This window comes from Corynebacterium diphtheriae, assembly GCF_001457455.1.
Lineage (GTDB): Bacteria > Actinomycetota > Actinomycetes > Mycobacteriales > Mycobacteriaceae > Corynebacterium > Corynebacterium diphtheriae.
This window is the reverse complement of record NZ_LN831026.1, coordinates 2117563-2137893: the sequence shown is the minus strand read 5'-3', so window position 1 is coordinate 2137893 and position 20331 is coordinate 2117563. Positions and strand designations below refer to the sequence as shown.

The 20331-nt window shown below is 55.6% G+C and carries 19 protein-coding genes and 5 pseudogenes; 18 read left to right on the top strand and 6 right to left on the bottom strand.

Going from position 1 to position 20331, the window contains the following annotated elements:
• Positions 1-44: 44 nt before the first annotated feature.
• The 9 genes and pseudogenes from AT687_RS10220 to fbaA all read left to right on the top strand — a co-directional run bounded on the left by AT687_RS10220 (position 45) and on the right by fbaA (position 6876).
• Positions 45-506 (top strand): hypothetical protein, encoded by a 462-nt coding sequence (locus AT687_RS10220; RefSeq protein ID WP_041740574.1) that lies wholly within the window; start codon positions 45-47, stop codon positions 504-506.
• 119 nt (positions 507-625) lie between these two features.
• Positions 626-847: pseudogene (locus AT687_RS12795) on the top strand (hypothetical protein); the annotation flags it as partial.
• A 13-nt stretch (positions 848-860) separates the two neighbouring features.
• Positions 861-1177: pseudogene (locus AT687_RS13195) on the top strand (hypothetical protein); the annotation flags it as partial.
• A gap of 418 nt (positions 1178-1595) precedes the next feature.
• Positions 1596-2420 carry a sulfurtransferase gene (locus AT687_RS10205; RefSeq protein ID WP_021335219.1) on the top strand — a complete coding sequence of 275 codons (825 nt, stop codon included), beginning with the start codon at positions 1596-1598 and terminating at the stop codon, positions 2418-2420.
• The gene (locus AT687_RS10200) at positions 2420-3334 is read left to right on the top strand and encodes a type III secretion system chaperone family protein (protein WP_014319415.1); all 915 of its coding nucleotides are present in this window, start codon (positions 2420-2422) and stop codon (positions 3332-3334) included. Before AT687_RS10205 ends, AT687_RS10200 begins: the two co-directional genes overlap by 1 nt.
• A gap of 55 nt (positions 3335-3389) precedes the next feature.
• Entirely contained in the window at positions 3390-3923 is a 534-nt protein-coding gene (gene pyrE / locus AT687_RS10195) for an orotate phosphoribosyltransferase (protein ID WP_014319414.1), read from the top strand.
• Complete coding sequence (locus AT687_RS10190) at positions 3916-4584, top strand: TrmH family RNA methyltransferase (protein WP_014309627.1); 669 nt, start codon at positions 3916-3918, stop codon at positions 4582-4584. The genes pyrE and AT687_RS10190 overlap by 8 nt, the downstream gene beginning before the upstream one ends.
• Positions 4585-4604: 20 nt before the next feature.
• Positions 4605-5723 carry a glycoside hydrolase family 76 protein gene (locus AT687_RS10185; protein ID WP_014319413.1) on the top strand — a complete coding sequence of 373 codons (1119 nt, stop codon included), beginning with the start codon at positions 4605-4607 and terminating at the stop codon, positions 5721-5723.
• Positions 5724-5841: 118 nt separating this feature from the next.
• Entirely contained in the window at positions 5842-6876 is a 1035-nt protein-coding gene (gene fbaA, locus AT687_RS10180) for a class II fructose-bisphosphate aldolase (RefSeq protein ID WP_014319412.1), read from the top strand.
• A gap of 122 nt (positions 6877-6998) precedes the next feature.
• Here fbaA and AT687_RS10175 read toward each other — a convergent pair whose 3' ends face one another.
• Positions 6999-7178: a hypothetical protein gene (locus AT687_RS10175; protein ID WP_014303952.1), complete on the bottom strand. Its 180-nt coding sequence runs from the start codon at positions 7176-7178 to the stop codon at positions 6999-7001.
• Positions 7179-7473: 295 nt separating this feature from the next.
• Here AT687_RS10175 and AT687_RS12170 point away from each other — a divergent pair.
• Positions 7474-8661 (top strand): annotated as a pseudogene (locus tag AT687_RS12170) (IS3 family transposase); the annotation flags it as partial.
• A gap of 58 nt (positions 8662-8719) precedes the next feature.
• Positions 8720-8936, top strand: a pseudogene (locus AT687_RS13190) (IS1249 family transposase); the annotation flags it as partial.
• A 149-nt stretch (positions 8937-9085) separates the two neighbouring features.
• On the opposite strand, the gene AT687_RS10160 reads toward AT687_RS13190, so the two are convergent.
• Together AT687_RS10160 and AT687_RS13185 are read right to left on the bottom strand one after the other, a co-directional pair.
• Positions 9086-9991, bottom strand: a complete 906-nt coding sequence (locus AT687_RS10160) for a thioester-forming surface-anchored protein (RefSeq protein WP_227889294.1) — start codon at positions 9989-9991, stop codon at positions 9086-9088.
• Positions 9892-10392, bottom strand: coding sequence for a hypothetical protein (locus AT687_RS13185; protein ID WP_227889244.1), 501 nt, complete (start codon positions 10390-10392; stop codon positions 9892-9894). The genes AT687_RS10160 and AT687_RS13185 overlap by 100 nt, the downstream gene beginning before the upstream one ends.
• A gap of 1131 nt (positions 10393-11523) precedes the next feature.
• Between AT687_RS13185 and AT687_RS12790 the strand changes: the two genes are divergently transcribed.
• The 4 genes and pseudogenes from AT687_RS12790 to AT687_RS10135 form a co-directional block, all read left to right on the top strand.
• The gene (locus AT687_RS12790) at positions 11524-11712 is read left to right on the top strand and encodes a hypothetical protein (RefSeq protein ID WP_014319408.1); all 189 of its coding nucleotides are present in this window, start codon (positions 11524-11526) and stop codon (positions 11710-11712) included.
• A 179-nt stretch (positions 11713-11891) separates the two neighbouring features.
• Complete coding sequence (locus tag AT687_RS12485) at positions 11892-12227, top strand: IS3 family transposase (protein WP_014318596.1); 336 nt, start codon at positions 11892-11894, stop codon at positions 12225-12227.
• 190 nt (positions 12228-12417) lie between these two features.
• Positions 12418-13821: an IS30 family transposase gene (locus tag AT687_RS10140; RefSeq protein WP_047928725.1), complete on the top strand. Its 1404-nt coding sequence runs from the start codon at positions 12418-12420 to the stop codon at positions 13819-13821.
• Between the two features lie 7 nt (positions 13822-13828).
• Positions 13829-14125, top strand: a pseudogene (locus tag AT687_RS10135) (integrase core domain-containing protein); the annotation flags it as partial.
• A 501-nt stretch (positions 14126-14626) separates the two neighbouring features.
• Here the strand turns inward: AT687_RS10135 and AT687_RS10130 are convergent.
• From AT687_RS10130 to AT687_RS10120, 3 genes are read right to left on the bottom strand one after another with little or no spacing between them, the layout of a single operon-like run.
• Entirely contained in the window at positions 14627-15448 is an 822-nt protein-coding gene (locus AT687_RS10130) for an ABC transporter permease (RefSeq protein ID WP_014303356.1), read from the bottom strand.
• A complete protein-coding gene (locus tag AT687_RS10125) occupies positions 15441-16202 on the bottom strand; it encodes an ABC transporter permease (protein WP_014303357.1) in 762 nt (253 codons plus the stop codon). The genes AT687_RS10130 and AT687_RS10125 overlap by 8 nt, the downstream gene beginning before the upstream one ends.
• A complete protein-coding gene (locus tag AT687_RS10120; protein WP_014303358.1) occupies positions 16199-17263 on the bottom strand; it encodes an ATP-binding cassette domain-containing protein in 1065 nt (354 codons plus the stop codon). Before AT687_RS10120 ends, AT687_RS10125 begins: the two co-directional genes overlap by 4 nt.
• 421 nt (positions 17264-17684) lie before the next feature.
• On the opposite strand from AT687_RS10120, the gene AT687_RS10115 reads away from it, so the two are divergent.
• The 3 genes from AT687_RS10115 to AT687_RS10105 are packed head-to-tail and all read left to right on the top strand — an operon-like array spanning position 17685 to position 20321.
• Complete coding sequence (locus tag AT687_RS10115) at positions 17685-18314, top strand: sugar O-acetyltransferase (protein WP_014303359.1); 630 nt, start codon at positions 17685-17687, stop codon at positions 18312-18314.
• A 7-nt stretch (positions 18315-18321) separates the two neighbouring features.
• On the top strand, positions 18322-19539 hold the full coding sequence (locus AT687_RS10110; RefSeq protein WP_041740572.1) for a glycosyltransferase: 1218 nt from the start codon (positions 18322-18324) through the stop codon (positions 19537-19539).
• Positions 19536-20321, top strand: coding sequence for a thioesterase II family protein (locus AT687_RS10105; protein WP_023018093.1), 786 nt, complete (start codon positions 19536-19538; stop codon positions 20319-20321). The genes AT687_RS10110 and AT687_RS10105 overlap by 4 nt, the downstream gene beginning before the upstream one ends.
• The last annotated feature ends 10 nt before the right edge of the window (positions 20322-20331 follow it).

The following is a 20331-nucleotide window of genomic DNA, read 5'->3' as shown; positions in this document are numbered from 1 at the left end:
TTTACTGCCCGATAGATTTGCCTATGAAAGAGGTGTGTTTCCCGATGGTGAAAAATTGGATTCTTAGCATTATTTTGAACTTGCTTTTTTGGCTCCTAGCATTGATGCTGATCACCGTATATGACGACTATCTTACGGAGCTTGTTCCCGTGCACTTCGGTAGAGGTGGTCGGCCGGATGCTTGGGAAGTCCGCACATCACTTAATGTTTATCGTTGGGCGATATTATCTATTTTTTCTATTTTCTTAGGTATTTTTTCGGTACTACTGCTACCTGCGTGGGCGCGAACGAGAAAGCCTAAATTAAAATTTGTGGAATTTTTGGGTTTCGCAGTTTTCAGAGTTTCTTTAATTTATTCTTATTTGTTCTGTTTGATGTTTATTTCCGTTAGTTTTGAAAATTTATTTTTTATGATTCCTCTTTTAGTTATAATGATTGCTTTTGTGTCCATATTTTCAATTCCGACAGTGTTATCTATTGCTTTAATTATGAGCGATCGGAAATAAAATTTGTGCTAATACCAACTTTTGGTATATGTAGCTATATTGCAAATTTTTCGTTTCTTAAAGTTGTAAGTTTGCTTGGTTATTTGTCATTATTTGGTGAACTGTATTGAGGTTTTTAGTTAAACGTTATTTATGATGTGGTGATCTTTGATCCGCTGAGTCAAGAGCTGCTCGCACACATTGTGGAGATTCAGATTGCGCAGCTGGCACAGCGTCTTGCCGCTCGTCGTTTGATCCAGCAGGCTATTGGCGATCAGTTGGCTAAGAAGCTGTTGTCTGGTGAGGTTCGCGATGGCAGCGAGGTTCATGTGGATGTTATCTATGCTCAGGGCCTGTTGTTATGTGGGGGCGGAGGTGGGCTCTCTTGTATTGGGTACCATCTTGACCGCGATGTGAGTATCGCCCGTAGGTGTGCTGCGTTCGATTTCAACTGGATACATCAATATTGTGCGCAATACTCCTCTGACTCTTGTGGTGCTGTTTTGCTCGTTCGGTTTGTACCAAACGTTGGGGCTTCAGTTGGTAAGTAGGGAGCCAGAAACCTTCCTTGCCACCAATAACTTCCGGTTGGCGGTGCTGGGGTTGTCGTTTACGCAGACATTTCGCTTTTTGTCTTTCCGCAGGCACTACGTGCAGCGATTGTGCCGTTGGGAAATACTTTGATCGCGTTGATCAACTGACGCCCTTGGTCCAGCAGCGTTGCGACCCAACCGTGTGTACTCGGCCATCACCATCGGCGTTGGAATCCGCGGCGGCGTCGATAGTCTTGGCTTTTCTTATCGGCTATATCGAAGTGGTGCGTTAACTGCGCGCCGGGCGTGCTTGCAAGAACATTGTGGCTAAGGTTCCGGAGCAGCCCCCATCAAGGTTTGGACACGAAAGATAATGTGGTGGTGGATTGGCATGATCCGGCACACGTGGAAATTAAAAATCCGGCGCAATGATAAAAAACACACTTTGGTAGCAGGTTTGAATAAAAGGGTGTGTGCTGGTGGTTTGTAATGCACTGTGTGGAAAAACATGCGATCACGATGTGTGGAACAGACTGATTCGGACATAAGCGGGCGAAAGTGGATAGACTTTGGGAATATGAGTATCACGATCAGCATTGACGAGCTGGCCCAGCGTATTAATAAGGGCAGCAACAATATCATCCTTGCAAGCCTGTGGTCTGCTCATGAGGGCGGCGGCTATGCGCAGTTTAACTCGGAGCACATCAGTACGGCGCGTTTTTGTGATACCGCGGCGGCGTTGGCGTCGGCACCTAGTTCTGTGGAGGGTCGTAATCCGCTGCCTACGCAGGATGTGCTTGCTCGTTGGTTTGTGCAGTGGGGGTTCACTGAGGATCGCCAGGTGGTGGTCTATGACAATCAGCGTGGGTTGTATGCTGCTCGTGCGTGGTGGGTTCTTAAGTGGGCCGGTGTGCAGGATGTTGTGATTTTGGATGGTGGCCAGCAGGCGTGGGAGGCTGCCGGCCATGAGACGCTCGGTGGCCCTGGTAACCCACATGGTTACTCCACAATTAAGCCAGATTTGGGCCATATGCCTACCGCAACCATTGAGGATGTGCGTGCTCACAAGGGCATTTTGATTGATGCTCGTGAGTCGAGCCGTTTCGGTGGCCGTAAGGAGCGCTTGGATCTTAAGGCTGGCCATATCCCTGGTGCTGAGAATGTTCCTTCACGTGATTTGCTTACTGAGGAGGGCTTGTTTAAGTCGCCGGAGGAGATCCGTGAGGTCTTCGCAGGGGTAGGCGTTCATTCGGCTGACGACGTTATCATCTACTCTGGTTCGGGTAACCACTCAGCTCAGGCCATCATTGCGATGAACATTGCTGGTCTGGGCACGCCTCGTCACTACATTGGTGGCTGGTCGCAGTGGGCTGCTAACCCGAAGAACCCTGTGGAACGTTAATGACTTTTATCTTTGCTGCTGCCGTACTCCTTGTTATTGGTGTTGTGCTCCTTGTACTGCCACCGAAGCAATCTGCAAAGCAACAGTGGGCTGCTCAAAAGGGCTTTGATTACACTAAGTCCGACGCGTTTTTGACGGATGAGTGGACTCGTGGTGCCGCCGCTGGCGGGGTGGCAGCAAAGAACGTGGTCAGTGGTATTGCTGCTGGCTATGAGGTGCATCTGGTGGAGCTGGCGGGGGTCACTGTGATGGCCATGCGCCGCCCTGTTGCCTCTGATGTGGTTGTTGATGCGCGTCGTAACGCGACGGAGTCGGATGCTGAGGACTTGATGCCGGTGACCACGGTGGGGGAGTTTCGGGTGTTTAGCACGGACGCGCCCGCAGCGGAACGCTTGATCGAAGAGCGTGTGAACAGCGCGTTTTCAGCATTGCCCGCTACCGTGGGGGCGTTGTGGATCGAGTCGGATTGGGTGTTGGCGCAGTTTGCTGCCACCGCTACCGGCGATGATTGGGACGCGACCATCCCCGTGTTGGCCACGCTTTCCGACGCCGCCCGCGTGCTGCCCCCGCGCGCTGGTGCTGTGCAACCGATCGATCTAAGCGACTGCGATCCCTCGCGTTCGTTGCCTACGGCCCCCGAAAAAGAGGAAGAGGACCTGGACGATCCGGAGCCTACGTTGCCGGTGGTGGAGCGTAAGGAAAAACCGGTGGAGTTGCCTACCCGTGCGGCGGCGAAGAGCTTGGGGGTAGTTGCTGATCGTGAGATCGGTGATGACGATGTGGACGCGATTGCTGATGGCGCTATGCCCAAGGCAAGCGATTTTCAGGGCACACGGGTGATCCGTGATTTGAGTAAGGGGTCGAGCATATTTGACGACCTTTCAGCGGAGCTGGGGCGTAACCCTTTAGAATGAGAGACTGCACATAAGTGCTGGGATATTTCATTGGAATCTTAAGGAGCCTCCGCGCATGTCCAAAAAGGCCGAACTTGCAGAGCTGGTCAAGGAACTCGCCGTTGTTCACGGCAAGGTTACGTTGTCGTCTGGAAAAGATGCGGATTACTACGTTGATCTGCGTCGTGCTACCTTGCACTCCCGCGCTTCTCGCCTGATTGGTGAGCTGCTGCGTGAGCTGACTGCCGACTGGGACTATGTGGCTGTGGGCGGTTTGACCTTGGGTGCCGACCCGGTGGCTACCTCCGTTATGCATGCTGATGGCCGCGAAATCCATGCGTTTGTGGTTCGTAAAGAGGCTAAGAAGCACGGCATGCAGCGTCGTATCGAGGGCCCTGATGTAGTGGGTAAGAAGGTGTTAGTGGTGGAAGACACCACCACGACTGGCAACTCTCCGCTGACTGCTGTCAAGGCGCTGCGTGAGGCGGGCGCTGAGGTTGTGGGCGTAGCAACCGTTGTGGATCGTGCTACTGGCGCTGCCGATGTGATCGCTGCGGAGGGCTTGGAGTACCGCTACATTTTGGGCTTGGAGGACTTGGGTCTTGCTTAACCCTGAGCAGGTTGCTGGCCCTACGGAGTGGGGCGAAGGTCGCCACGGGGTAGGGCCGTGGGCTGAGGAGCACCCCCATGAGGAGGCAATTGATCCTCGGTTTGATCCGGAGCTGCTGGAAAACGGTGATCGTCGCAACGTCGTGGACGCTTACCGTTATTGGTCGCGTGAGGCGATCCGTGCGGACATCGATACGCGTCGTCACTGCTTGCATATTGCGATTGAGAACTTCGAAAACGACGCCAACATTGGCACCGTGGTGCGTACCGCTAATGCGTTTGCGGTAGATACCGTGCACATTGTGGGGCGCAAGCGCTGGAATCGTCGTGGGGCGATGGTCACCGACCGCTACCAGCACCTTATGCACCATCCCACGACTGCCGACGTGGTGGCGTGGGCTAAGCAGCAAGGCCTTGCCATCGTTGCGATCGATAACACCCCAGGGTGTGTGTCCTTGGAGACTGCCGAGTTGCCTGAGCGTTGCTTGTTGCTGTTTGGCCAAGAAGGCCCTGGAGTGACGCAGGAGGCGCAGGATAATGCGCGGATGACATGCTCGATTGCCCAGTTTGGTTCGACGCGGTCGATCAATGCGGGTGTAGCCGCAGGTATTGCGATGCATGCGTGGATCAGACAGCACGCCGATCTTGACAATGCATGGTAGATTTCACACTCGTGAACGAGATGTGGCTACACCGTGCTGACCTTGCAGAATCTGCAATCAATGAGCGCCATGCGTCGCGGCTGTGGATGCTACCGCGAACTAATCTCGCGGTAGTGGCGTGGCCGCCCACGGCGAAGGAGCGCCTGTTCTACCGCTGGCATTACTGGTGGCAGGCGCACTACTTGGATTGCCTTATCGACGCCGCCTCACGACGCGCCACCAAGGCCCGTAAGCAGCGCATTCGCGACACCATCGTGGGCATTCGCCTGCGTAATCTGGGCCGGTTGACTAAGAACAATTATTACGACGATAAGTCGTGGCTGGCGTTGGCTCTTGATCGCGAGCGCCGCTTGAATAAGCGTGCCAAGCGTGAGTACTTGCGTGTGCTGGAAAGCAACATTGCTGCAGGCCAAGACGATATTCAAGGCGTGTTGCCGTGGCGTGTCGGCGAGCATTTTTTCAACGTGCCCACCAACGGTCCAGCGGCGATCATGCTGGCTCGTAATGGGGAAGTAGAGCAGGCTCGCGAACTTGTGGACTGGATCTTTGACAACCTGATCAACGACAAAGGCTTGGTCATGGATGGTTTGCGCATGAGTATGCGTGGCCCAGAGATCGTGGATCCCGTGTACCCCTACTGCCAAGGCGTGGTGATCGGTGCCTGCATAGAGATCGCGGAGGCCTTGCCGTTTGAGGAGTCTGTTCAGTATCTGGCGCATGCCCGTGCGGTGATCCATGCGGTGGCTAAGGAGATGGCGACCCCTGAGGGAGTGATCAACGTGGCTACCGGCGACGGCGATGGTGGCCTGTTCAAGGGTATTTTGATGCGTTATCTTGCCGACGCTGCCGTGCGGTTGCCAGAAGACAGCCCAGCGAACATTGCGACGAAGAAGATCGCTAAACGCTTGGTGATGGCCTCTGCGGAAAGCGTGTGGGAGCACCGCCTTGAGGTAGACGGCCTGCCGGTTTTTGCTACCGACTGGTGTGATGATGCACGTTTGCCACACAACTACGGTGTGGGTGGAAGCGCTCTAAGTGACATCGTGCGGGTTGTGCGTATCGACGAGCGTGATTTGTCGGTGCAGCTTTCCGGTTGGATGCTGCTGGAAGCGGCCGCTCGTGTCTCATTAGTTGACTAAATGCCCGATTGTGTGGGATTTGTCTCCGAAAAAATTTGGGATATGGGAAGCATTCTCGTGCTAACGCTGGCATACTTGAGGTGGAGCAAATAAATACAACCCACTGGAGGATTACTTCATGCCTATCGCAACACCAGAGGTCTACAACGAGATGCTTGACCGCGCTAAGGCAGGCGGATTCGCCTACCCAGCCATCAACTGCACCTCCTCTGAAACCATCAACGCAGCATTGCGTGGATTTGCTGAGGCGGAGTCCGACGGCATCATCCAGTTCTCTACAGGTGGCGCAGAATTTGGCTCCGGTCTATCCGTTAAGAACAAGGTTGCAGGCGCTTGCGCACTGGCAGCCTTCGCTCATGAGGCAGCAAAGCACTACGGCATCAACGTCGCATTGCACACCGACCACTGCCAGAAGGAAGTTCTTGACGAGTACGTTCGCCCACTCATCGCCATCTCCCAAGAGCGCGTAGACCGCGGCGAGCAGCCACTATTCCAGTCCCACATGTGGGATGGTTCCGCAATTCCAATCGACGAGAACCTCACCATTGCGCAGGAGCTGCTGGAGAAGGCACGCAAGGCTCACATCGTTCTTGAAGCTGAGATCGGTGTTGTTGGCGGCGAAGAAGACGGTGTTGAAGCCAAGGCTGGCGCTAACCTCTACACCTCTCCAGAGGACTTTGAAAAGACCATCGACGCTCTCGGCACCGGTGAAAAAGGCCGCTACCTGCTCGCCGCTACCTTCGGCAACGTCCACGGTGTGTACAAGCCAGGTAACGTCAAGCTGCGCCCAGAGGTCCTCCTTGAGGGCCAGAAGGTTGCTCGCAAGAAGCTGGGTCTGGATGACTCCGCACTCCCATTCGACTTCGTCTTCCACGGTGGCTCCGGCTCCGAGAAGGAAAAGATCGAAGAGGCACTCGGCTACGGCGTTATCAAGATGAACGTTGACACCGACACCCAGTACGCATTCACCCGCCCAATCGTCACCCACATGTTCACCAACTACGACGGTGTACTCAAGATCGACGGCGAAGTAGGAAACAAGAAGGTCTACGACCCACGCTCCTACATGAAGAAGGCTGAGCAGGCTATGGCTGACCGCATCATCGAGGCTTGCCAAGATCTGCACTCTGTTGGAACCACTTTGAGCAAGTAATTCCAGCTAATAAAGGATAAGGGCCCTGCGGGGTCCTTATTTTTATGTGTTATCTCAAATTGTTTGTGGGTTAAGTAAAGAAAAGTGTGTCCCGATCCCATGATCACCGCAGGACAACCCCACTAAATACCAAGTTTCATGCCACCACTGTGCCATACATCCGTGGTGGTGTTTTCGGTGAAGCCACAACTAAAGGAACCACCAGGTAGCGCTGCACAAACCCTACCTGCGGCGCGTCCACCACCGACTGCACAAAGCGGCTGGCCACCACCAAAGACGATGCGGCACAATGGGCGGTTCACCTACATGAGACAGAGAACCTCTTCAACGGCTTCCTAAATGAGAAAACCATCTACAACCAGGGACAACCCCAAGGCAAAAAACTGAACTGCTCCCCATTAGTTGGACTGAGAAATCAGTTACCTACTAGCGGGGAGCAGTTGTATGCGTGCACGTAGTTCGTTGTCGGCGGGACAGCGGGAAGAATTAGTGGCTCTTTTCGAGCAGGGTTATAGTTATTAGGCTGCAGCTCATCATGTTGGTGTTGGTGTTTACCCAGTCCGTGCTTTGTTTCGTCGGTTCTTGCTCCATGGCAAGCTATGTCTTGTGGAAAAGCCTTCAAAGCAGCAGTACTCTTTCGAAATCAAAAAGGAAGTTGTCCAACGCCATCTAGCTGGCGAGTCGAAGATGGATCTGGCCCGTGAGTTTGGTCTGTCATCGGATCAAGTGGTCGGATATTGGTCGCGAAAATGGCGCAAAGGCGGTGATGACGCGTTAAAGCTGACACCGAAGGGCAGGCCTAAAGGTTCAGCTAAGCCGAAAGTGCTTACTGAAGAAGATAAGCTGCGTCGCGAAAACGAACGGTTGCGGGCTGAAAATGCTTATTTAAAAAAATGCGGGACTTGAGGAACCAGGGACACGCCTGAAAGCCCAGGCAATCGTCATCCTCAAGTCACAACACCGCTTGGCAGATCTCCTCGCGGCGGCAGATACGCCGCGGGCGACATTCTTCTACCATCAAACCCGACTCGATAAGCCGGATAAACATGCTGCGGTAAAGCACGCAATCCTAGAAAGTTTCGAAGCCAACAAGCATCGCTACGGCTACCGGCGAGTGTTGCTGGACTTGCGCAACAAGGGCTGGGTGGTCAACCACAAACTCGTCTACACGCTTATGCACCAGATGGGTCTTCGGCCAAAATCCGTCAGCGCAGGCCCTATAATTCCTCCACAGGAACTATCAGTCGTATTGCTGACAATAAGCTTGCCCGTAAATTCACTCCAGACAAGCCCAATACCGTCTTTGTCAGCGACGTTACCGAATTGAGGGTTGCAGGCTGCAAAGTGTATTTATCACCGGTAATGGATCTCTTCGACCGCTGTATTGTCGCTCACACCGTGGCTACATCACCGTCGATAGCATTTACCGCCGATTCCCTAACAAAGGCGATTGCAGCCTGTGCGCCGAAGTCTGGATGGATGATGCACACCGATCAAGGCTTCCAGTACCAGCATTCAACTTGGCGTAATCTAATCCACGACAACGGCGGTGTTCAGTCAATGTCGCGTAAAGCTAATTGTTACGACAACGCAGTAATGGAGAACTTCTTCGGACACTTAAAAACCGAGATGTACCACGGAGAAGTTTTTAAAACCGTCGAGGAATTCACCCAAGCTGTCGAAGACTACATCCAGTGGTATAACACCGAACGCATCCAACAACGACTCAAGGGCCTGACCCCGATGCACTATCGGAATCAGGCCCTTGAACCCCTAACCACCTAGAATTAAACCAGTCCAACTTTTGGGGGCTAGTTCAAAACTGTGGGGATGGACGCACCTGCGCACGGCCATTGATTGGTGGCTGCTGTCAAAAACGTAATTTCCCGGCGATCCGATAGACATCGCCAAGCAACAACGTTGGGGGTAGGGGCGCACTCGCCAAAGTCACAGCCCTGACCCAACCAGACGAAAACAAAGCAGACCAGGAAACAGGCCGACCAGCTTTCTATGACAACGCTATCTCAACCGAGTACAGCCACAGCGTTGGGATCAAAAAGGTGCCGTCGGCTAGCCTCCTACCTCGTTATTCCCGTCACGCCGAGCAGACACACTTTTCTTTACTTAACCCTCTCTTTTTAACATAAAGTAAACCGGACATCTCATAAATATCATGAGATGTCCGGAGGTCTGTGCGGCTATCGGGGTGTTATGGTCGACGGCGAACCAACAGGAGTCCAGCGACTACCAAGGCGAGTGCTATTGCCATAACCATGAGAACACTAGCTCCGGTTTTAGCAAGCTGTCGCTTTGCTTGTGGTGCATGCTGAGTTGGGGGTACCTCAGTGGTTTTTGCTGGGGTCGCGGCTGCAGCAGCGTAACCGACTGGCGGGTTTGTATGTTGTGGGGACGAAGAAGGCGTTGCAGTAAAAGCCTTAATCAGTGCGATCGTACCGATAGCGATAGGCAGACCAATGATTGCGTACTTTCCCACAGAGCTTCCTAGCTCTGGTGACTGAGGAGTATATGGCTCAGCGGGTGTGCTGGTTGTTGTTGATTCCGTTGTGGTCGACTCCGTGCTCGTTGCCTTCGTAGACGTAGCTTCTGTAGAAGTTGTCTCTGAAGGTACCGCCCTAGGTTCAGGGGTAGCTGTAGAAGACGGCGCTGGAACCACTGATGAGGTCGTGGTGGATGAAGAGTTGCCGCTCTCCGGCTCGATGAGTGGTTTCTCCTCATTCTTGTCGATCGGGAGAGCGCCCAAGACGTTTTGATTTTGGTCTGGATTGCTGGTCAGATAAAGATTCAAAGTCATGTCTGCTGGTGGTTCTTGGAGAGTGACCAAGCTATTTGTTTCTTTACCAAGCAGAGCAAGAAGAGCTTCTTGAACTTTTTCTGGAGATTTTTTTAGGTATGTAGGCTCAATATTATCCGTGTAGTACCAGATTGCATGCTGGGTAATATCGTGGAATTGGTCAGAGTTAAGCCCGTATGCGCTCGCAATTCCGGTACGGTCAATCATGGCACCTGACGGGGTTTCTCCGTATCCGTTCCAGATAATTTTAAGGATAGCCTCGTTAAGTTCCGAACCTTGAAGGCGAGGTGTGCGTCCATTGATCTTTTCGCTAAAAAGATTCTCAGTGGCAACCGTTTTTGAAAACTTGTCGAGTTGTGGCCTTCAGGGGCTGGGAAATGTTTGCCGAGGTCAAAGCAGTAACCAACGAACTTCCCAGTAGCTACAGAATCTTCAACATAGATTTTTTTAATGGACTCGCCTTGTTTCTCATAGGCTTCTTTTTGCTCATAGTAATCTTTGTTACGAAAGCTGATGCGTTCTTTAAGCCAGATATTTACTGTGTCAGCGTTAGTGCTGTGATCTCCGTCAGCGGCGTAAGAATGGGGTACAACAAAAGTAACGCTGAGCAGTAGTGATGCAAGCAGTATGCAGATTAGTCGCACACTTTTAACCATAATGTATTCCTTGATTTCTTTAAGGCCGGCACAAACGAAAGTAAGCAAGAAGGGCAGTATAGATTAAATACTTCTCATTGACAATCGGGCTAAAGTTACATATTTACTTATGTAAAATTCATAATAGTGTTGTCTAATTTTTCAAAAAACGGGTTGTGGTCTAGATCTGCATGTCAGTTTGTGTGAAATGGCAAACATGATCGCATAGTTAAGAGGTCGTCTTGGCGCTATTTGTCTAGTTTTGGAAAGAACACGAATCGTAGGATTGCCCAAAGTAGACTGATAATTCCGCTAGCTGAGCTCATACTTGCCAATATTTGGGATAAGTTGAGGCGTGAATCAGCGTCTTTGGAAGGAGAGGGCTCTTTGGCGGAATCCTCGGTGGATGCCTGCCAGTGTGTATGAGGCTGTTTGCGCTCAATTTGTGGCGCGTCACAGGTATTGTTTCCTTGCGCAATGCTGATAGAAAGGCATTGATATTGAGAGGTATAGGTGCAGTTAGGTCTTTAGGGGTGTGAATTTTTTGTAGCCCAGCTGCGCGTACAACGGACATGAAGAATTTTCTCCAGCGAGATTGCCTCCGGAGTATGTGCTGAAATTGTTTTGTCCAATAATTTGGCCGACGTATCCTATACCTTTAATCTAGGCTGATCCGCCAGAATCGCCGTGGTCTGTTCCCATGTGTTCGGTATAGATCAGTGCATCTTGTTGGTAGAAGATAGGTGCACAATGGATGGTTTTGGTGCGCCTGCCGTAGGTGCAAAGCTCGTCGCCAAGTTGGGGCGTGGTGATGGCATCACTGGAATAGATGTTTCTGCCGAGTATCTTAGGATCGGGTTACTTCAATATATGTAAGATCGGCAAGAGTTTCGTTGATGCTGCCTTTATATGTGTTCTGATTACGCATGTTGGCTTGCGGGGAGACCTGCTTCCACTCGGGTGGGTACACATGTGAAAGAGTGCCGATTAATCTGCCGTATTCATAACCACGTAGTGGCATGGTGAAGTGCCCTAGGTCTTGTTCCGTTTGAGTAGATGGGAAAATCTTCGAACATGCCAAGGAAAATTTGACCAGGATGCCAAAGACCGAGTGGTCCACCTCGTGGAAGATCGTATCCTGGCGGATTACGTTTCCATGCAGTTAGCCTGCAAGATCGTGGCACCAAAGCTGGGTGTTTCGTGGCACACGGCGAAGGCAATAAACGCAAGCCCGCTCGACGTGAGGGACGCGTTACTGAACGGTTGCCTGAGGACCTTGTGGCAGAAAACGCACGGTTGCGTCGAGAAAACCATCAGCTTCGCGACACCAACGAGTTGTTGAAAGCCGCCTCAGCTTTTTTCGCCTCACGACCAGGCCCAAAACGTTAAGAAATGATTCCGATTCATCGATGAGCATCGGGATCGTTTCTCTGCCTTGCTCATCTGCCAGACGTTAAACACGCATCGCGAAGGCGGTTTTCTTAGCTTGCGTGGGTACCGCCAATCCAAAGCCCGTGGCTTAAGTGCCCGTAGTCTTCGCGACGCCGCCCTTGTAGGGCATATTCGTGATGTGCATTTCCGAAAATTACGGTGTGTACGGCATCCGCAAGATGTGGCACGCCCTTCGCCGCGAGGGAATCGACATTGGACGTGAGCACACAGCCCGCCTCATGCGCCTTGCAGGAGTTACTGGCAAAGGCAAAGGCGGAGCGCCAATCACAACGCGCAAACCCAAGGACCCAGATCTTCGCCCTGACTTGGTCAATCGTGAGTTTAAGGCCCTGGCCCCCAATCGGTTGTGGGTGGCCGACATTACTTATGTGCGCACCAAGACAAGGGTTCGTGTACACCGCGTTCGTAACCGATGTGTACTCTTGGAGGATCATCGGGTGGGTGCTGTCTGATTCGATGCGCACTTCAAGCCTTGCTACTGCAAGCACTAAACCAGGCCATTGTGTGCGCCAAGGAAACAACGGGCTTGATTCACCACTCAGACCACGGCTGACAGGGTGGATTCAATTGGTTGTCGCAACACCCTGAGCATGGAGGTGTGAGAAGGTGGCTACCAAGGACTGGAGTAAGAAGACCAGTGATATGCCGGTGGGGGTGCGGCGTCAGTGGCGTGCGGATCGGGCGTTGCGGCCTGCGATGCGTTCCCCGGGTAGGCCGGTTCCGTCACGGGCGGTGCAACGCCAGTTCTGGGGTCTGATCGCGACGGGAATCACCACTGCGCAGGCCGCCCTTCAGGTGGGGGTGTCCGTACCGGTGGGAACGAGGTGGTTCCGTCATGCTGGTGGAATGAGACCGTTAGCTTTGGACGAGCCCTCGGGGCGGTATCTATCGTTTGCTGAACGAGAGGAAATCGCGATCCTGTGGGAGAAACAGACGGGTGTGCGTGAGATCGCTCGACGGATTGGCCGCAATCCGGCGACGATTTCTCGTGAGCTACGGCGTAATGCTGCCACCCGTGGTGGCAAGCAGATTTATCGGGTAGGGGTGGCCCAGTGGAAAGCTCAGGAAGCCGCTAAGCGTCCCAAACAAGCAAAACTCGTGGATAATCCGCGCCTGCAAGACTATGTTCAGGAGCGTCTTGCTGGGACGGTCCGAGATGAAAACGGGGTCGTCATGGCGGGGCCTGATACGCCTGCGTGGAAGGGCCGGAGCAAACCTCACAGGGCAGACCGACGGTGGTTGACCGCGTGGAGCCCGGAGCAGATATCGCAGCGGTTAAGGATCGACTTCCCTGATGATGAGAGTATGAGAATCTCCCATGAAGCGATCTACCAGGCGCTCTATATTGAGGGGCGCGGGGCGCTGAAGCGTGAACTCGTGGCCGCACTGCGGACTGGGCGGGCCCTGCGTAAACCCCGCGCCCGGTCCAAGAGCAAGCCTAAAGGTCATGTCACCGCCGATGTTGTCATCTCTAACCGGCCCCCGGAAGCCTCGGATCGGGCGGTGCCCGGGCATTGGGAAGGAGACTTGATCATCGGTACCGGCAGGTCAGCGATCGGGACCGTGGTCGAACGCTACAGCCGGTCGATCCTGCTGGTGCACCTGCCCCGGTTGGACGGCTGGGGTGAACAACCAAGGACGAAGAACGGACCTGCCTTGGGTGGGTACGGTGCTGAAGCGATGAACACCGCCCTACAAACCGTGATGAAAGATCTACCGTTACAACTGCGTCAAACGTTGACCTGGGACCGCGGAACCGAGCTCGCTGACCATGCCGCTTTCACTCTAGCCACGGGCACGAAAGTGTTCTTCGCGGACCCACACTCGCCATGGCAACGTCCCACGAATGAGAACAGCAACGGACTCCTACGCCAGTACTTTCCCAAGGGTACCGACCTGTCTCGATGGACAGCCCAAGACCTCGCCGCCATCGCCTACACGCTCAACAACAGACCAAGAAAAGTCCTTGGATTTCGAACCCCAGCCGAAGTCTTCAATGAACAACTACAATCAATTCAAAACAACAGTGTTGCAACCACCGATTGAATCCAAGCAGTATGTGAGCATTGTCTACAACGAGCGCCTGGAGCAGGAGGGGATCGACTTGTCGGTGGGCACGGTCGGTGACTCGTATGACAATGCCCTGGCGGAGACGGTCAACGGACTATACAAGACCGAGTTGATCTATCAGCGCAGGTCATGGGACTCGTTGGCGGATGTGGAGCTGGCGACGATGCACTGGGTGTATTGGTGGAATAACAAGCGGTACCACGATGCGTTGGGGCTGAAGACCCCAGCGCAGGTGGAGGCTGCGTATTATGCAAATCGGCCTGAGCTAGTTCAGGTCTAATGCCCGGAACAAAACCCAGGGTGCTTCAGTACGTTGACGTCCCCGAGCTGGTCAAGGTGCTCAAATTCGACGCCCTCGCCGAACCCCGCGTCGCCGCCATTACCACCCCTCCCTGGGCGATGGTGCAGGCGCGGAGAGCGCCGCTGTTGCCGATGCCGCGCCCAACACCGCGACGGTAGTAGAGTACCCGCTGCCGGTGCAGGAGTTTGCGGTGACCCGCTACGATTTGCCCGCCGGCACCACGGTTTCCACGCAGCTTCCCGGACCGGCCATCGCCCTGGCTACTTCTGGTGTGGTCACGGTAAACGACCTGGAGCTAGCCCCGGGCGAGGCCGCCTGGTTGCCGGTAACCGGCGGCGACACTACCCGCCTTAGCGCGGCCGCGGGTAAAGATTCGCAGCTCTTTATCGCGGCGGCGCGCCCTGCGCGGCAAGTAGCGCTACCGCGCCGCTGGGGACGCCGCCGCGCGACAAGTAGCACTGTCGCGCTAACCGGCGCTATTTACGACATGGTGGGGCGGCGGAACGCAGCTGCGGCGGCTAGCAGCACTACGGTGAGTGCTACCATCCAGGCCACGAAAGCCCAGACTGCGGTGCCGGGCTGGCCGGTGGCAAGGATTTCGGCGCTTGGCGTGCCGTCGATGGCGGCGCCGGCGCGGGCGGCGAAGGTAAGCGGATTCCACCGGGCGATGGGTTGAACCACACCAGCGAATTGCTCCACGGGCACGAGGCCGCCGTTAAGTGCCATGGCCGCCATGATGATGGGGGCCGGGCCAATGGCGGCCTCCGGGGTGGCGCACATCGCGCCCACCATGGCCGATAGCGAGGCGGCCACCACCGCGCCGAAGATGATGACTAACAGCACCCAGCCAAACCCGGCCAGCGTGTGAATACGCAGGCCAGAAGCCACGGAAGCCAGCAGCACCGCGCAGCCGGAGATAAGGCTGCGTAAGGAATCGAAACACCAGCGGCCGAAGATCTCCGGGCTGGTGCCGTAGCGCGTGGTCGCGATGCGGGTGGTGATACCGCGTTGGCGTTCCTTAATTATCTGCGCGGCGGCGGAGGTGCCATTCATCAGTTCGCTGGAAAGGATGAGCGCGATGGTAAGCGGTAACGCGTCGAGCGTGGCAGAGCCTTGCGAGGCCGCCATGAGGTCGCCAAACAGCCACCGCATGACCAGGAACATCAAAACGGGACCAGCCACGGTATTGGTAATTACCGCGCTATCGCGGCGGGCGGCGCGCAGGTGCCTTCCAAAATGCGTGGCGACAGTGGACAGCCAGGTGGTGTCGTGCGACACGGTGGCGGTGGTGTGGTTAGTCATGTTTCCTCCCCTGGAAAGCGGTGATAAAGCCCCATACGCCAACGACGGTCATGGCGATGAGCCAGCACAGTGCTTCGACTCCGCGCGCCCCCAGGGCAGCGCCACCTAGTAGGTTGCGGGCGGTGTCCAAGATGGGAGATAGCGGTACGTGCCGGATGATGGGGCCAATGCCGCCGGGCAGCGCATCCGCAGGCACGAATGCGGTGGAGAACATCACCATGACCAGCACGAGGTTTTGGAAGAGCAAGGACGCCGAGGTGGGCTTGGGGGCCAACAGGCAGGAGCCATCGATAAACGCGGAGAGGATGATGGTGAGGGCGGCGAAAAGGGCGATGGTAAGGATAATACGACCCGGTCCGGCAGCGTAGCGGGCACCGAGCAGGATCGTGGTGAGGACGACGATGCTGCACGACCACGCGGCGCGGGTGAGATCTGCCAGCAGCCGGCCGACGACCGTGGCCCAGGCGGGCGTCCCGGTGGCGCGGATGCGGTCGTGGATGCCGTTTTCGGCGTCACGCGTAATCGCCAAGGAGGAGCCCCCGGCGGCGAACACAATCGCCTGAATAACGCCGGCGGGCAGGAGGAAGGCGGCGTAATCGATGCCGAGTTCCGTCGAAGCCTTGGCGAAGGTGGCGTAAAAGATGACCATGAACAGGCTGGGTATTGCCACGGCGGAAACCATTACGGCCTTGTTGCGGACGGTGCGCAGGACATTGCGGTGCCACGAGGCAGCGACTGCTCCGAGCGCGTTCACTGGGAGCCTCCACCGGTGTGGGGAGCCTGCTGCGCGATGTCGCCGGACCCGGCGATAGCGAAGTAGACATCGTCCAAGGAGGGCGGAACCAAGGAGACGTCCGCGACCGAGGTGTCGTCGCCATCCCACAAGGCCAGCGCCCGGACTAGGGTGCGGTGGCCATCGGGGGCATCGACGCGCAATACGGTGTCCTCTTGGCGGCAGTCGATGCGGTGTTCTTGCAAGGTGTGGGTGAGGCGTGCGGCATCGTCCGGGCTAGACATCGTGATGAGGCACACCGTGGTGCCATAGCGGTCCTTGAGCTCGGCGGGGGTGCCTTCGTCGAGCACCTTGCCTCCGGCGAGCACGGCGACGCGGTCTGCGAGCTGGTCAGCTTCTTCCAGGTATTGGGTAGTAAGCAGGATCGAGGTGCCGTCGGCCGCCAGCCCGCGGACGGTATCCCACACGGAGCTGCGCGCGGCGGGGTCGAGGCCCGTGGTCGGCTCGTCGAGGAACAGCAGCGCGGGCGGGACAGTGAGGGAGGCGGCGATATCTAACCGCCGGCGCATGCCGCCCGAGTATGCCGAAACCAGGCGGTCGGCGGCGCCAACCAGATCGAAGCGCTCAAGAAGTTCCGCGGCGCGGGCCTTCGCATCGCTAGCTTTAAGCCCTGCCAGGCGGCCAAAGAAGATGAGGTTTTCCTTGCCGGTAAGCTCCTCATCCACTGCGGCGTATTGCCCGGTCAGCGCGATGGAAGCGCGCACCTTGGAAGGATCCGTGGCTAAGTTGTGGCCATCGATGATGGCGGTTCCGCCCGTGGCGGGCAGCAGCGTGGAAAGGACATTGACCAAGGTTGTCTTGCCGGCACCATTGGCGCCTAGGACGGCGAGGATGCCCCCGCGCGGAATGGCGAGGGTCACACCGCGCAGGATTTCCGTTCGCTTCTTGACTTTTCCCAGGCTACATCGCAGATCTTGGACATCAAGCACCAGGTCGCGGCCTTTTGCGTGGGCGCTGGTTGAGGGGACTGCGGTGGCGCTGGGGTCACCGCTAGCGGTTGCCGTGGTGGGGTTTTCTTTCATGATTCATCCCTGGATATACGTCAACGGTCTATTAGACGGCGCACCGATTCTCCTACCGCAGAAGGAAAACCGATTATTGCCCGCGAACGATGGATTGTGGTCCACGGAGCAAGCGCCTGGGGTAGTGCCAACTAATCCTTAGAAAATGATGTATGTCTAGCGGCACCGGGTCGTGCACAGCGCCCCGCAGGAGAGGGCTGCACAGGTCGGCTGATCGGCGGCGACGCTGCAGGTTGCTGCAAAGTTGAGCATACCATAATTAGGCATGGCATGCTTGACAATTAAGTCGAAGGCCTGTAAGCTACCAAGTGTGAGCTAAGAATCTGGGTATTCCGAGGTATTCCGACTAGTCAGGGTCAAACCGCGTGGCTGACCGTAATTCGTATTGCGGCTCGCGCCTCTCAAGCACAAAGGAGTATCCATGGATTCTCGAGAGCAAATCGAAGATAAGATTCTCTGCGGTCAGCCCTTCCGCCCTATTGAGGACCCGGATCTCTATTACGAGATGATGGAGGCGGCGGAGAAGTGTCACGATCTCAACCAGCTTCGTCCACTTCAAACAGCGGAGAAGCAGGCAGTGATGGCAGACCTGCTTGGTGAACTGGGGGAGCGCTTAATGGTTTTCCTGCCATTTCATGTCCAATATGGCTCGAAAATCAAGGTCGGAGATGGCGTGACCTTCAATCGAGGAACGACGGTACTTGATATGGCCCCGGTGACATTTGGCAATGAGGTCATGGTTGGTCCATGGTGTTCCTTCTTTGCTGGCAATCACGCCTTAGACCCCGTAGAGCGGCAATACATGGTGTGTACCGGGGGTGCGATCACCATACAAGACCATGTGTGGCTTGGTGGCAATTGCACGGTAACTGCGGGTGTCACGATTGGGCATGGTGCAGTAATTGGTGCTGGCAGTGTTGTGACAAGAGATATTCCGCCCATGGTACTCGCAGCCGGTAATCCGTGCCGAGTCATTCGTGATATTGGCCCGGAAGATAAGCTCATGGGGGAGTCTTGGGTTCCTGAGTGGCCTAGTTGGATTACGGATTGAGACGGCTGTGAAAGTTCTCGCGGTCGTCCTGGGTTCTGAGGGTGATATGCTGCCATTTGCGCACCTTGGTGTCGCACTTCGAGATCGTGGCCACCAGTTTGTTTTGGCTGGGTTTAGCGAATTCGGCGGGAGTTTTCGTGCAAACGGGGTGGACTACATCGAGTTACCCGGTGATTACCGGGCGTTAATGAAGCGCCTTTTGGGCGATAGTAAAGGCATGATGGACACTGTCTTAGGTATCCGTGAGATGATATCTGACGCCCACGTTTTCGATGTGTTAGAGCATGCCATGGATGGCGTTGACGTGGTCATGTACACCCAATTCAGTGAAGTTGCTCGGTTGTTAGGGGCTGCACGCGGAGTCCCCAGCGTTCGGGTGCAGGTTTTCCCTACCGAACCCTGCCTCCGTTACAGCCTCGTGGATCCGCGAAAACTGGACGGCTCTGTCGGAGCTCTGGTCACCCACTGGATGTCCAATACTCTGATGGCTTGGGCGATGCGCCCAGTGATAGCGGCATGGCGCCGTAGGTTGGGGCTGCGTCAGCGAGCGCTCTCCTCTCCACCAACCACGATCTACCAATTCAGTCCCGCGTTGAGTCCGCCGGCGTCGGAATGGAAAAACCACATTCACGTCACTGGCGAGTGGCTTGACCCGCACCACAGTGAACTCGCCCTAGACCCAGCAGTCGAGGAGTTTGTGGCTGCCGGCTCGGCCCCGGTTCTGGCAAGCTTTGGGAGTATGGTCTCAGATCGCGTTTATGACCTTCAACGATGGACTCGAGACGCGTGCATCGAGCATGGTCTGCGGGCGATAATCGTCGATCCCGATCATGAGCCTGGTGTGAGAGAAGGAATCCTCACCGTCGCCCGGGTCCCGTTCGCGACTGTGCTTCCGTGGTGCCGTGCAGGCATCTGCCACGGCTCACTGGGCACCACCGGGGCGATCCTGCGCGCCGGCAAGCCGTGCCTTGCGGTTGCATTCGGTGGTGACCAACACTTCCATGCCAACGCAGTTTGTCGAAACGGTGCCGGGCCGAACTATATTGACGCCCAGCGAGGCGAACTGAGTGCCCAGTCCCTGGCCGCCGGAATTGCCGATTTGGTAAGTGGAGCATACGACTCCGCAGCCCGCAGGATGCCCGAGTTGCTTGCCACAGACCCGGGTACCGTCGCAGCAGTAGAAATCGTGCTTAATCAGTCCGACCTAGCGAAAGGCGAAAAATGACAGAAATCAGCTGCGAGGGAGTCTTTCCGTTTGTGGCCGGACATCGCACTGGAACCCTCTTGTTTTGCTTCCATCACGCAGGAGGCAGCGCTTCCGTCTATCGTGGATGGGTGGGGGTCAACCCAAGCATTGACGTGGTGCCGGTGGAGCTTCCCGGAAAGGCAACCCGTCGCCGAGAGAAATGGGTAAGCGACTTTGACAAGCTCGCCGATATGTGCGCAACCGAGATAGTAGATCTGGCGGCGGGCGCGCCGATTGCGTTGTACGGCCACTCCATGGGGGCAGCGCTGGCCTACCAGGTTGCTGCCTGCCTGCAGCAGATGCATCGGCCCACTATACCGGAAGCCGTGGTGGTGGCCGCACGGCAGGCGCCCGGAGAAACCGTGCCTGGGGAATACCACTCGTCAATGGGGTTCGGTGCGCTGCGCAGGGAGTTTGAGAAGGTAGGTGGCACACCACCTGAGATCCTTGCCAATGATGATGTGATGAAGCTGCTGCTCGCTGACATTCGTCGCGATTATGTGTTACACGAGGGCTTTCACCATGCAACCACGGTGCTTCGCTCTCCTGTGCTGGCATTGGCGGGGGATAGCGACCCAGCTGTCAGCCCAGAGATGCTTTCCCGGTGGGAAAATTTTACCAGCGGTAGTTTTGAACTGAAGGTCCTGCCGGGTGGGCATTTCTTCCCGCTCGATACTGGAACCGAGTTCCTCGACCTGCTTGCCGGTTTTCTAGCGGGAATTACTGGGAACACTGCCTGGTTAGCGCGGAACAATGCGTGATTGTGACTGT